At 34.2% G+C, this 13,722-nt stretch carries 12 protein-coding genes; 9 read left to right on the top strand and 3 right to left on the bottom strand.

The window, feature by feature from the left end; genetic code table 11:
* Window positions 1-322: 322 nt before the first annotated feature.
* The 3 genes from AC3WSO_RS00130 (at window position 323) to AC3WSO_RS00120 (ending at window position 4,107) form a co-directional block, all read left to right on the top strand.
* On the top strand, window positions 323-1,270 hold the full coding sequence (locus tag AC3WSO_RS00130; RefSeq protein WP_492527699.1) for an alpha/beta hydrolase family protein: 948 nt from the start codon (window positions 323-325) through the stop codon (window positions 1,268-1,270).
* A 1,082-nt stretch (window positions 1,271-2,352) separates the two neighbouring features.
* Entirely contained in the window at window positions 2,353-3,345 is a 993-nt protein-coding gene (locus AC3WSO_RS00125; RefSeq protein ID WP_492527697.1) for a replication initiation protein, read from the top strand.
* 426 nt (window positions 3,346-3,771) lie between these two features.
* Window positions 3,772-4,107: a winged helix-turn-helix transcriptional regulator gene (locus AC3WSO_RS00120; protein ID WP_492527695.1), complete on the top strand. Its 336-nt coding sequence runs from the start codon at window positions 3,772-3,774 to the stop codon at window positions 4,105-4,107.
* A gap of 94 nt (window positions 4,108-4,201) precedes the next feature.
* Here AC3WSO_RS00120 and AC3WSO_RS00115 read toward each other — a convergent pair whose 3' ends face one another.
* The gene (locus AC3WSO_RS00115) at window positions 4,202-4,729 is read right to left on the bottom strand and encodes an NAD(P)H-dependent oxidoreductase (protein ID WP_492527693.1); all 528 of its coding nucleotides are present in this window, start codon (window positions 4,727-4,729) and stop codon (window positions 4,202-4,204) included.
* Window positions 4,730-5,334: 605 nt separating this feature from the next.
* On the opposite strand from AC3WSO_RS00115, the gene AC3WSO_RS00110 reads away from it, so the two are divergent.
* The 4 genes from AC3WSO_RS00110 to AC3WSO_RS00095 all read left to right on the top strand — a co-directional run bounded on the left by AC3WSO_RS00110 (window position 5,335) and on the right by AC3WSO_RS00095 (window position 7,566).
* Window positions 5,335-5,847, top strand: coding sequence for an RNA polymerase sigma factor (locus AC3WSO_RS00110; RefSeq protein ID WP_492527691.1), 513 nt, complete (start codon window positions 5,335-5,337; stop codon window positions 5,845-5,847).
* Window positions 5,831-6,802, top strand: coding sequence for an anti sigma factor C-terminal domain-containing protein (locus AC3WSO_RS00105; protein ID WP_492527689.1), 972 nt, complete (start codon window positions 5,831-5,833; stop codon window positions 6,800-6,802). Before AC3WSO_RS00110 ends, AC3WSO_RS00105 begins: the two co-directional genes overlap by 17 nt.
* Window positions 6,803-6,844: 42 nt before the next feature.
* Entirely contained in the window at window positions 6,845-7,219 is a 375-nt protein-coding gene (locus AC3WSO_RS00100) for a topoisomerase (RefSeq protein ID WP_492527687.1), read from the top strand.
* Between the two features lie 179 nt (window positions 7,220-7,398).
* Window positions 7,399-7,566, top strand: a complete 168-nt coding sequence (locus tag AC3WSO_RS00095) for a hypothetical protein (protein WP_492527685.1) — start codon at window positions 7,399-7,401, stop codon at window positions 7,564-7,566.
* Window positions 7,567-8,876: 1,310 nt separating this feature from the next.
* Here AC3WSO_RS00095 and AC3WSO_RS00090 read toward each other — a convergent pair.
* The gene (locus tag AC3WSO_RS00090) at window positions 8,877-8,972 is read right to left on the bottom strand and encodes a putative holin-like toxin (protein ID WP_492527683.1); all 96 of its coding nucleotides are present in this window, start codon (window positions 8,970-8,972) and stop codon (window positions 8,877-8,879) included.
* Between the two features lie 1,129 nt (window positions 8,973-10,101).
* On the opposite strand from AC3WSO_RS00090, the gene AC3WSO_RS00085 reads away from it, so the two are divergent.
* Window positions 10,102-10,443 carry a GNAT family N-acetyltransferase gene (locus tag AC3WSO_RS00085; RefSeq protein WP_492528044.1) on the top strand — a complete coding sequence of 114 codons (342 nt, stop codon included), beginning with the start codon at window positions 10,102-10,104 and terminating at the stop codon, window positions 10,441-10,443.
* Between the two features lie 451 nt (window positions 10,444-10,894).
* Here the strand turns inward: AC3WSO_RS00085 and AC3WSO_RS00080 are convergent, their stop codons facing one another.
* A complete protein-coding gene (locus AC3WSO_RS00080) occupies window positions 10,895-11,812 on the bottom strand; it encodes a DMT family transporter (RefSeq protein WP_492527681.1) in 918 nt (305 codons plus the stop codon).
* Window positions 11,813-11,938: 126 nt separating this feature from the next.
* Here AC3WSO_RS00080 and pdxR point away from each other — a divergent pair, with 126 nt between their 5' ends.
* Window positions 11,939-13,384 (top strand): MocR-like pyridoxine biosynthesis transcription factor PdxR, encoded by a 1,446-nt coding sequence (gene pdxR, locus AC3WSO_RS00075; RefSeq protein ID WP_492527679.1) that lies wholly within the window; start codon window positions 11,939-11,941, stop codon window positions 13,382-13,384.
* Window positions 13,385-13,722 lie beyond the last annotated feature (338 nt).

The following is a 13,722-nucleotide window of genomic DNA, read 5'->3' as shown; positions in this document are numbered from 1 at the left end:
TTGATGAATAATCCAGGATAAGAGGGGAGGTTTGATGATTTATTTTTCAGAAATTATATGTTTTATTTCACAATCAAAATCCTTGTATATCAAGGGTTTTCTATTTTGCCTTATGTCATGTAGTTTCATTGAGTATCAAGCGAACGTAGTCGCTTAACTACATTTCAAAGTAGATGGCGAAATTCTTTCGCTTTCTTCGTAACTTACGCATAGAGGTTTGATAACTCCATTTAGTATTTTTTATACTATAATAGTATAAAGATACAATAGTTTAATATTTTTATTTCTATTGTTTCTATAAATAACATTATGGAGGAATTTTATGAAAAAATTAAGACGATTTGGCTCTGTACTTGCACTTTCTGCATGTATTTTAGGTGCTAGTTTAGCAGTTAATAGTAAGGCGGAAGCAGGATATGCTGACAACTATAACAGATTGTACTATGATCTTTCTGCACAAGTATATGATGTTGGTGATCTTACAGATCAGCAAATTCAACATAATATCAATGTTGTACATGGTGCTAATAAATTTCAGGTAATCGATGCTATTGACGTACAAGCTGAATATAATCACCCAATGAAAAGTCCTAAAAGTAGATTAGATAATACTGGTTTTAAGGCAATGGCCGTTGTAGCTGAAGGAAGTCAGAAGTTATTTATTGCATTTGCGGGTTCGCAAACAAGTGAGGATTATTGGACTGCAAAAAACATTTTAGAAAATGATAAACCAGGTCAACTTATCCAAGCTCATTTATATTTAAATTATATCTATACTAAATTCCCAAAATATCAAAATTATAAATGGTACCTAACTGGACATTCTCTAGGTGGATGGTTATCTGCGAAAACATATCTCGATAATCGTGCTGCAAGAACAGCGATTGATACATCAATGACTTATGGTGGTCCAATTCGTAAAGCAACAATTAGTGGTGTATATACATTCAATGCTTTACCTTTAATTCGAACTCAGATGGGTGAAACTCAATGGAACGCTAATAAAAACGGTACATATAGTACAGATGTTAAAAACTTATTTTTTAATAACGAATGGTTGAATGCATTCGCGGATATGTACCCTCAACAAGTAGATTATATTGGAGTTGAGGGAAGTATCGACGACTTAAAGCTACCGACTTATTCTAGTCTAGGTTATACACCAACAGGTATTACTTCCGCTGTAGGTACTTATTGGTTATATGGAGCTTCAACTGCAGTAAAAAAAGCACATGGTATTGAAAACTTTGAAAAGCAAGTGCAACAATAAAAAAATGCAACCATTCCCTAAGGAGTGGTTGTATTTTTTTACTGCACGTTTGAAAAAGATTGATTATAAATATTTTTTTATTCAAACTTTTATATGAAACTGTTAAACGAACATTAAGTAATTTAGGGCAAATAGTAATCGGTATTGATGAACTTAGAAATTCCTAATGGTACAGGGCATGGAAAAATCAAAAATAAGAGTGGATTAAAACTATATCATGTATGTTTGGCTGTAAATGCAGGTGTAACATTTCTTTCTTCCTTCCTTCTCTTTTTTTGAAGGAAGGAATATATAATAAATCTAATATATAAGGTAAATCGTAAAATTTCTTATCTGTTGTATGCAAAGTAACATACCTTCTACTGATGATGTATATTTTACAGTAATAATGTGTATACTTTACAAGGAATAAAATTAATTCATTAACTATACTTCAATATGAAATTATTAAAAGATATTAATTATATTATTTTAATAGATTAATTAAATTAAAGATATTAATTATATTGTCTTTAATAGAAAGCTATATATATCATGGGTTGAGACGCTTTAATTGAAACAAAAAGTACCCGCTATTGAAACAAATTATACCTTTTATCAAAACAATAAATACCTTCTATAAAAACAAAATATACCCCTAGATTAAAACAAAAAATACCCTATTGAAACAAATTATACCCTCTTATTGAAACAAAAAATACCCTATTGAAACAAATTGTATCTTTTTATTGAAACAAAAAGTACCCTCCTGTTGAAACAAATTGTATCCTCTTATTGAAACAAAAAATACCCTCCTATTGAAACAAATTATACCCTATTGAAACAAAAAGTACCCTCTTGTTGAAACAAATTATACCCTATCGAAACAAAAAGTACCCTTCAATTGAAACACGTGATTCACTTCGTTACAATATGGTTATTTATTCTTTTTTTTGTGTTTAGGTTATAAATTTTAATGTTATTCTACACTCTTAGATAAAAAACAACTGATTTCAACAAAAGAATGACTTTATTGTTACAAGGGTTGATATACGTTACAATATAAAGGTATAATTTGTTTCAATAGAACATGAGGTGATTACTTGAGAAAAAATCCAAAGTCAAATATTGTTTCTAACGAAAATTCTATTGCTAAAAGCAATGAGTTATCCATGTCCAAATTGAATAACGGATTAACCCTTCAACAAATGCAGTTACTTTCTTTTGCTATCTATTCATCACAAAAGAAAACAAATACGTCTTTCCATAAACACGAGTTCGAAAAATATTTCGATATATCAAAGTACCCATCAAAATCAGCTTCTGAAGATGCAAAAAAACTAATAGATTTAAAAATCGCTGCTACTGAAGATCTAACAAATGACGAATTTGATTATTGGAATGTTTTTGTTCGAATTACATATAAATCTGGGTTGTTCAATTTTGAATGGTCACAGTATATGATCCCTCACATTATTGAATTGAAAGAAAAGTATGTATTATTGGATCTGAAAATTACCGCAAAATTTAAAAGTAGCTACTCTTGGAAACTCTATGAGTATTTAAAAGCACATTACGGTTATTGGACCAAATGCTTGAAACGAGAAGAACTATTAAACCTATTTAGTGTTGAGGAAAATAAGTCATATGTAAAAAATACGGGTCTATTCAAAAAAAGAGTATTAGATGTGGCTATTAATGAAATCAATAACTATACGGAATTAGAAGTCGATTATAAAGAAATTAAGAGTGGACGTAGTATTACTCACTTTGAAATCTATTGGTCTAAGGGCGAGGTGATTAGTGCAGCGAGTGCAAATCAACTGAATGAAATTCACAAGTACCTTAATGCGATTATGGAAGATACATTTAAAATAATAGGTATGAATGATACCGAGAAACGGGATAAAGGATTGAGCTTATTAACATCGGCCAAGGAAATTGAACAAGAAATAGAATCCGAAGAAGTCTCTGCATCCAGGGCTGATTTTCTTATTACTAATTTAAAGAATATGCTGGCTCAAATAAATATACTATTTGTTGAAGAGAATAGAAAAGCACCCCAGTTTTATAATTGGCTTGAAGAACGAGATTAATAATATCACTTTAAATTATGTAGATATGTTTAATAGTTCAATGTTTAAAAAAGCCGAACTTAATTTTTAAACTGTACCCTATAATTAATTATCGAGGGCAATAGAATTTAAAAAAGCTGCCTGACCTTAAAGGTGCTTTACTTCAAGATGGGATTCCACAGCGATCCCATCTTTTTCTTGTTCAACTAATGGTGCATTTTAGTTGAAGAGTGTGTTGTTTAACTTGGTGTTCAACAATCGGGCCAGATTGTTGAATAAAGACTAAGTTTTTTAACAGGGGTGTTTTGTTAAAATTTTTATTCGAATTAAAGATATAACAAAATTTTATAGTGATCTTACCTTATATTCTTGTGATAAGATTGCATAGTAAATTACTATAAAGTATTCATATTGATAGGATATTCTTATTAAAAGGAGAGTAGGATTGTGAGAGAAACCTGTGTTCCGACTGGCGTAGAACTAAAAAACACTGGTTTTGGATATACGTTATCCTTAATAGGTGGTAAGTATAAAATGATTATTTTGTATTGGTTGTCTGAAAATAAGGTTATGAGGTTCAATGAGCTGAAGAGATGTATTGAGACTATTCCCTTTAAAACATTAAGTGTTATGTTAAAAGAACTTGAGGAAGATGGTCTTATTATACGCAAAGAATTTCCCCAAATACCTCCAAAAGTCGAATATTCATTATCTGAACGTGGTTGTTCACTTATTCCATTGTTAGATATGATGTGCGATTGGGGAGAGAAAAATAGTTTTTAAGCTCTAGAATGTAACAAAATAGGCATAGTGTAAAAAGGAAGTACCTTCTTGTTTAGGAGGTACTTCTTATTTTAACTTTTATAAAAGTTACCCATTACATATTTTCAATGAAATTTAAATAATCTTGAGTGCTTTTTTCTATTTCGCTTACAGATGGCTCAAATTCTGCTCCATAAAACGCAAAGAACGAACGATAATCTGCTTCACAATAGATGGCTGTCGTCTCAAACGGACGTAACACTTGTTCAACTGTATAATGGTATCTTCCAGCTTCACTATAATCCACATTTTTGATCCCGGCAGATACCCCTAAAGCAATTTTACGATTCTTTAATTTATCTCCTTTTGAACCATAAGCCCATCCATAAAGGAAAACATCATCCATCCACTTTTTTAAGAGAGGAGGACAGTTGAACCAATATACAGGGAATTGGAAAACAAGGTTCCCGTGAGTTTCAATCAATTTTTGTTCTTTTTCCACATTTATGTTCTCATCCGGATATACCTTATACAATTCATGCACAGTATATTTTTCTGGATATTTTTTTAATTCTTCTACCCATCGCTTATTAACAACAGATGTTTCTAAGCTTGGGTGTGTTATGATAACAAGAGTTTTCAATGTTTTTTCCTCCTTAAGCTGATTTCATTTTTATTGTAAAGTCCAAGCTAAAAATATGTAAGTACGCACTTTTATTACAGGTACTTACATAAAGGTAAGTGTTAAATCAGTCATAAAAAGATTTTTTTATAAGGGAGGGCCAGCGAACCTATTATCCACAAAGTAGAATAGCTGCATTCTTAGGTCACCATACGTAATGTGAAAAGATTGTGTACAAAGTTATTGTAATTATTCAAGAAAAGGGCGCAATTCTTGAATTGGAATTGTGCCTTTTTCAGTAATAGGGCCAGATTGTGGAGGAAGAGTTCAAGATATATTGGTAATTCATATAAAGGGAGTTTAGAATCGATTGGAGTGAACCCTATCACAAAAATCTAGGGTAAAAAAGATGAAACTAACCATAAATATACATTGGCTATTGTAGATTGATTAAATGTAATCAATCTATTCTCTAATGAATTTGGCGAGAAGAGCAACTTTCTTGCCAAGTTCTTTTTTTATTTCTCAACTAAAGAAATATACGTTAAAGAGGATAAGCGACCTAAACTTGTAATTTTTTGTTAACCTTTTTAGTATTGAAACGTTTTAAAGGTGGGAGGTTTGAAATGAATGATTCCATGATGGGGAAAAAATTAAATGAGATACTAAAATTTGTTTACTCTTACCTAATAAAAATGGGTGCTTCAAAGGAGGATGCGGAAGATACTATCCAAGATACTGCGTATAAGTTTTTACAATACATAGACTCAGTCCAGATTGATAATATCCAAAGTTGGCTATTTAGAGTAGCGGTAAATCAATATTATGATTTGTCCCGTAAGAAATCTAGACAAAGAGATATATTATTGAAATTCAATGTACAGGAAATATTTGAGGAAGAAACACCTGAAAAAGTCCTCATGCAAAGTGAACTCGAAAGAGATATACATGAAATCTTAGCGAAATTAAAACCAAAATACAGGCAGTTGCTTCTTCTAAAATATAGTACAGGACTAAAAATAAAAGAGATAGCAGAACTATACAGCATGAAAGAAGGATCTATTAAGACTGTGCTCCATAGGGCAAGAAAAGAATTTATAGAACAATATAGGAGGTATGAAAATGAACAAGGAAAATGAGTTTTTTCCTAAAGATTTTGAATTTGAGGATTTAGTAAAAAAAGCAAAGAAACGTTCAATAATAAAAATGGTGCTCATTTCATTAGTTATTAGTGTCATAGTATTATTTGGACTATATTTTATTGGCGATACAGTAATGAAAATAAAAATGGAAAAGGAGACCGACTTAGATTCGGCTTGGAACGGAGTTATGGGTGCCAACATCGAAGAGCGAGGTGGCGTATTTAATTATTCTCTAACTTCTGCAACAGCAAAAAAGAAGTTAGTAAAAATCGTTGGAGGAGTACCAATTCCATGGGGGGAACAGGAAAAAGTTTTTACTATTTTCGGTTCGTCTCGACTTATTTCAAATAATGGTCCTTCTGGTTTAGGCTACTCAGATGATGAGCGAATTCCTATGTATTATGAAGGAGAAAGAGTCGTTGAATTTTTTCATCCACAAGTAAACTATAAGCAAATATTTGATGATAGAAAGTTACTTAATGTGATTGATGATAACACAGTTGTAGAAATGGCTTTTTCGTTTGATGATGGATACTCCATTGAGGAAGTAAATGAGGTATTTAAAGAACATTTAGCATGGTATTGGGTAGATACGTTTAGTAAAGATCAAATAGAAAATGATAATAATTTTAACAAAGATGAGAATTTCCGAGACGCTACTATCCATGGTTTTCAAGCATATGGCTTTTCATATAACCGGATTGCAAAAACCTATTCTGCCTCTAACTTTATATCAATCTTAGAGAAGGTAAAGGAAGATGGTGGTGATTATCAAGAAGATGCAGAGCGAATTATTACTAACATAACTAATCAGGGCGAAATAAAACTAGAACCTCAAAACCTAAAAATTATTGGTGTGATAGTTACAGGAAAACCAAGTGATTTAAAAAAGTTTAGTGACGAATCTATGATTCGCGGTGCTACATTAGGAGCAACAACAGACCAATATTAAACTGTTGTGTAATGTGCAATTTTTTGAAAGGGGAATTTATAAATGATGAAAAAGGCTATAATTTCAGGAATTGTATTTTGTTCAATCTTATTAGTTGGATGTAATACATCCAAGGTATTAGAAAGCGAGCAGGAAGTAGTAGTTTCTCAGAAAAACGGGTTATTATCTGAATTAAAAAATAAAATAATAGTATGTATTACAGAACAAACGGAACTTGAAAGTGATTCACTAGCAATAATGTTAGATGGTGGTACTGATGAATTAACAGTATCAGTAGGTTTCCCTAAGGATGCAAAAATTGATGATACGTTGATTCAACAAATAGTTGAAGATTCTATTAAGAATGTTTCTGAAACAGAAACAGTAACAACTAACGAAGAAAAAATAAAAATTAAAATAAAGATCGAGAAATACTAACAGTGAGGTTCTTAAAGGATACAAACAGCACTAAAAATTAAAGTAGTTTTATAAGTATGTAATTAAATGTACTTAAACGAAGAGGTGCGTTAGTTGAAGAAGAAGTAAGTGATATTATGAGTGAGGTTAGATCTTAGTTATTCAATTAAAGGGCGCGATTGTGGAAGAAGCGTCGCTTATTGGATTTACTTGAACCTTTATATCGAATTATAAAGGATGACACGAATTACGATGAATTAGACCGAGAAGATATTACATGTTCAATATGTGGGGACATTTTTGAAGAATCAAAAGCGAATATTGTTGATTATGATGTGATGTTTGTGTTGGTTGTGAAGCAAAATTAAAAAATAAAACAAAAGTAAATGAAGTTTAAATTATTCTCTAATGGAGATATTAGTAATGAATTTTGGTCACCCGACAAAGATTATATAGTAGTTGGCGGCGGGATTGATTTAGCGATGCTGGCGAGGATTTCCGATGTTTATAATCGTCGTCTAATTTAGTCAAAAGTGGTTTCTATAGTAAGTCAAGTTAGAAACTGGAGCTCTGAATTGATGTCATGAAGTGATAAGGTGTCATCACTTGCCATCGTGCGTTTTCCATACAGAACGACGCCTGTGCCAATAAAAGGACGCAGTCGATCCTGCACTACTGTGTCAGCAATGACAATACTTCTCTGGGCGTTTATGCGGATCACCACCGGTCCGCCAGGAACACCGTTGCCGAAAATCCGACCTTGTGCCCAATCGGTTCAGGCGAGTCCTGGCAATGCTAATAACGGAGCGGCTTCTTCCACGAAGATTTGTCCGCTAACGTCAGGCCAGCCGACCATAGCAATATCATAAGCAGCGGAAAAAGCGCTGAGGTCGCCTGCAAAGCATTCAAGTGGGTCGTCATTGTGGACCAGAGGGAATGTACGTAGGCCGACTGATAGCTCGAGTCGCATACCCAGTTCATCGGCGAATCAGGGAACGATAGGCCCTGTGTGCGTAGGATCTCCGCTGAAAACTGGGCGATGGGTACAGCCAGTGCCTTGCCTGTTTCCACAAGCACGGTCGTATGGAGTGCAATTTTTTCAGGTGTGGGTTTATCGGCTAAGTGGTTCGTCAGCAAATCCGGCAGGGTACCGATTACCTAGCCACGCTCGAAGACCACGTAGGGCAAGTACATCACATGAATGGAGGTAAAAGAAATGCTTGAGACTATGGATTATGGACCAGGACAAAAATTTTATCAATAACTTTTATAATCACTTTTTTAACAGTATCTACGATCAGGGGGCACATATAGCAACTCAGCGCATTTTTAAAGGAAAAGGAGATTAGATTTTTTATTAATCAACTTTGTTAGTGATTTGTTATAAAGAGCAAATGGAGTACTTGTTTCTTGGATATCAAGGACGTTATTCCTGAAGACAGAATACCTTTTATTGGGGTGCTGCAAAGAGATTACATAGATTCATAACTGCTCTTAGAACAGTTCAAACATCTTGAATTTTAATGTCAATATGTTATAATTTAATCAGATAAGGAACAGATTAAAAAGACCGAATAGTGCTGGAACACTACTCGGTCAGTAACAAAACAAATCGCTTCAAAGGCGATTAGCACTCAGTGAAAGTAAACTGACCCGAATGCTTGGAGGCAGGGGCGGTTTACTTTTTTTGTGAAAAAGTATATGACAAGACGATAATCGAAACAATCAGTCCAGCGAAACTGATCATTAATGATAATCCTTCAAAAACTGTCATTAGCAGCATCTCCTTCCCCTTTAAAAACTGAAGATAATAGGTGAAGAAATGTATGCTAACCGCCCATGAAACCTCTATTTTGTTACTCTTTTATTATACCATTTCTAATATAAATTACATAGCTTTTCCAAGGATATATCAATGTTTTCTATAAAAAATGAACTATCGTTTAATGATGAAACGCAGCACATATAAGTGTTGCGTTTTTTTATGTGCGCCCGGCATGTGTATGAACTATAGGGTGCAAGTCCCGAACCCCGAAGACAGAAGTAGAGGTTAGCCAAGAGCAAGGGTGTCCGTGGCGACGCGGAATCTGAAGGAAGCTGGAGGCAAAACACCAGTCCGAGGAACACGAATCTCATAGAAGGCTAGGTATGATTGGATGAGTGTGCATAACAACACAAAGTCCTTTCTGTCGAAGGTCATATCGAGTAAATGAGGCGGATAGATGGTGTGAAAGTGCATACGCTGACCCGGGGAGGTCTGATGGAACCGCAAAGTACACTTTGTAACCTACTTAGCGATAGGTAGCTGAACCATCAGAAGTCAGCAGAGGTCATAGTACCATTCACATCTAGAATGAAGGGGAAGGACCGAACCATGAAGGAGTGTGGAATAAACTCGAATTTCACTTGTTCGATGAAGCAGACAACCCAAAGAAGGACTTACTTAGTGGAAGAAATGGTGAATCCCATAGGAGACACTAAGAGGGCTGAGAATACAAGTGGCAAGGAGAGACAGAAAAGCAAAACGGACAGGGAGATACAAAATCGCTGTCCGTCATACTTCATGGAACCGCCGTATACGGATCCGTACGTACGGTGGTGTGAGAGGACGGGAGTTAATCACTCCCTACTACTCGATTTTTGGACTATAAATGCCCTAAACGCTGTCACTTTTCAAATTTAAATAAATGATATTTTAAAAATAGCTCAATGAGTTAAATCATTGATTCAGCCATTTAGAGAGGAGGAAAGCATGGGGGAAAGAAACTCATACTGTGCAGGTTAGTTTAAGAAGACAACCCTGTACTATTTATATAAAATTAAAATAAAAACGAATCGGGGATAACGACTTGGAACTTGAATATTTTAAATTTAATGAAAAACCAATTAAAGCAATCGAACTTATGAAACTTTATAAAGATGCAGGTTGGTGGGAGGAAAGAAAAGAACAAGATATTAAAGAAATGTTAAAAAGGGAAATTTCAATTGGTGTATGGAAAGAGGGTAATCTTATTGGGTTTGCAAGGGCTATAACGGACGGAAATTTTAGGGCTTATATAGAAGACGTTGTTATACATCAAGCATATCAAAAGTCAGGCATTGGAAAGAATCTTGTATCAAAATTGTTAGACGAACTATCTCATATTGATGTTATTAGCTTGTTTTGTGAAGAACATTTAATTCCTTTTTACAAAAAAAACAACTTTAAATACAGTAAATCACAATTTGTATTACATAGAAAATGATAACATCTTATAAAGCTAACGGAGTGCAAGAGTTAAACAAGGTGTTGCATAAGAAGTTCTTTTTTTCTCTATTGAACTAACGGTGCAGAATCTTGAACAAGCATGTAACATTAAACCTTGTGAAAACGTATGTAGTACTAAGTAAAAGTACATAGATAAATAAAGATATAGACGGGGGAATTAAAAGTAAGAGTCAAATATTCCCCACCTATAATTTGTAAATAACCAATTAGGTAATCTCCTTACATACTATATGTGGAGGCATGATATCAGAAATCGTAATTGAAAAAGTATATCTTGCACAAGGGGCAACAAATTTACGTAAATCAATTGATGAGCTAGCGGCTATTGTAAAGAAGAATTTGAGTTAGACACCTTTTCAAACGCGAGCCATGAAGCAAGCAAACTTTTTTGTAAACAAAAATGACCACTCTTAGGACGAGGTCATTTTTCATACTAACTTATCTTTTTTTAAATTGAGGGCTGGGTTTATCACTGCTCCTTTTTTCACAACATATAACCCAGCGAAAATAACAAGTCCACCAAACAATTGCATGATATTCACCTGTTCACCTATCGTTACAGCTGCAAATATAACCGCAAATAATGGAACAAGATACATATAAACCATTACTTTTGTTGAACCAATTTTACTAATTCCAACATACCACATTGCTAGTCCAAAAATCGTTGCAAATACAATAGAATATCCTAACGATCCCCAACTTAGCATATCAGACGGCAATGTTAAGTAGTCTACATTTATTAAGCAGTATAAAACAATCGGGACAATTCCTAATAACGTTGACCAAGCGGTTACTCGCATCGCAGAATATTTCGTAATTAGCGGCTGAGCAAGGATTGGATACCAGCCCCATGCGATTGACGCAACCAATCCAATTATATTTCCAAACCATGCATATTCATATGCAGATTGGTTCGTATGCCCAGTTAATAGTACAAGTGCTGCTCCTCCAAAAGAAAGCATAGATCCAATTTGTATTTTCAGAGAAAAACGTTCTTGTTTATGCAATACAGCTAAAATCCCTGTAAAGATTGGTGACATCGCAATTAGTAATGAAGCGTTCGTCGCAGAAGTATATTTGACTGAAAGCATAAATAGCGTTTGATATAATGTTGTCCCAACAATACCAACTACCAAAAGTCTCAACCAGTCTTTCCTCCCTATACGTAATGAACGTTCCATAATAAAGGTAATAAGTAGCAAAATTGGTGATGCAATTAAAAATCGCATACTATTAAATTGAATGGATGACATATATGCCACTCCATATTTTCCTATCGAATAGTTTGCTCCCCATATTAAAGCAACTGACATTAGGAGCCATTCTATTTGCCTTTGTTTCATCCAAATCTCTCCTTCACTCATTTAGTATAGTGAAATTGGCCCCCTGTAACACCAGCCAATTCACTGTTTTTTCACACAGCCAATTTGGTATTATGGTATTAATGAAGGAACAAGGAGACGTTACAATTGAAATGGAAGTTAGATTTAGATAGTAAAATTCCGATTTATCTACAAGTTGTTGATTATATTGAAAGGCGTATTATGTACGGAGAGCTTCCACCAGGAAGTTTTCTCCCTTCAGAACGCAAGCTAGCAGAACAACTTCAAGTAAATCGAAGTACAATTACAACAGCCTATAATGAACTACGTGCAATGGGAATTGTTGAGAGTACAACTGGAAAAGGAACAAGGGTCAGTACACAGATGTGGGGTGTATCGCCAAAATTCGCACCGAATTGGAGCGGTTTTGTGGAAGGTGGGACATTTTTACCTAACTTACCACTCCTTCGCTATATTCGTGAGGAAGTTCAGCAAAATGAAAATATCATTGATTTTGCAAATGGTGAACTTGGATGTGATTTATTTCCGCATCAGCAATTACAAGCAATTTTACATCAACAACCACTAACGCAATCGTTAAGCTATGATCACCCACAAGGATATCTTCCTTTACGAAAAATTGTAGCTAAGTATATGAAGGAGCATTTACAAATTGATGCAACCGAACAATCGATTATGATTACTTCCGGTGCCCAACAAGCACTGCACCTTATTGTGCAATGTTTATTAAATCCAGGCGATGCAGTAGCATTTGAAAGTCCGTCGCATTGTTATTCCTTACCTCTTTTTCAATCGGCTGGCATTCGTATTTTCCCATTACCTGTTGATGAACATGGCATTCATCCAGATGATGTACATGAACTTTATCGAAAGCACCGTATTAAAATGATTTTCTTAAATCCCAATTATCAAAATCCAACAGGGACACTCCTTCATCCAAAAAGAAGAGAAACACTTCTATCTTTATGTGCCGATTTACGAATCCCGATTGTCGAAGATGACCCTTCTAGTTTATTAACATTAGAAAATAAAGAACAAACATGTTCAACTTTAAAATCAATCGATACAAACGGAACAGTCATTTATGTTCATTCTCTGTCAAAACTGATAGCACCAGGATTGCGAATCGGCTGGCTCGTTGCTCCTCAGTCCGTTATTGAACGATTATCAGATGCAAGGCACCAAATGGAATTAGGCTTAAGTATCTTTCCTCAATGGATTATGCAACAATTTTTTGAAACAGTTCCATTTGAAACACATTTACAACAGCTGCGATCTAAGTTATTACAAAAAAGAAATGTATTGGTAGACGCATTACAATGCTCCCTACAGGAGGAACTCTCATTCCCCATGCCGACAGGTGGTATTTACATATGGGGAAAATTAAAACAACCTATACAAGAAAAACAACTCACTATTCAAGGTTTAAAACAACAAGTTGCCTTTATGCCTGGCAGTATTTTCGGTGCAAAAGATGGTTATATTCGTCTGTCATATGGAAAAGTAGATATAAATGATATTACTGAAGGGATCTCTCGACTTCAAAAAGCAATCAACTTTTGTTATAAGTAAAGGATTCTAACATTACGATTGGAAGCCTTTTGATTTACATATATGATTTGTACCAATTCGGTATATAAGTAAATGTAAAGTAACTCCAAAATATAAGATAAAAGTTGATTTTGGAGTTATTTTTTGTTTACCTCACTTTTCTTCCTCACACTACAACTAGATGGCATATCCGTTGGCCGCGGCAAGACTTTATCAATTTCTTCTTTATTTTTGAATCGGTATTGGGGAGTGTTTCAAACAAATAAAGAAGATAGTAATAGGGACTTAAACTAGTAGGTGGGGAATATTTGACGCTTACGATTAAAATGGATCTAATAATTGGAATAGCTATTGTACCT

This window comes from Lysinibacillus sp. EB106-09-02-XG168 (genome assembly GCF_058791475.1).
This window is presented reverse-complemented; position numbering and strand designations above follow the sequence as displayed.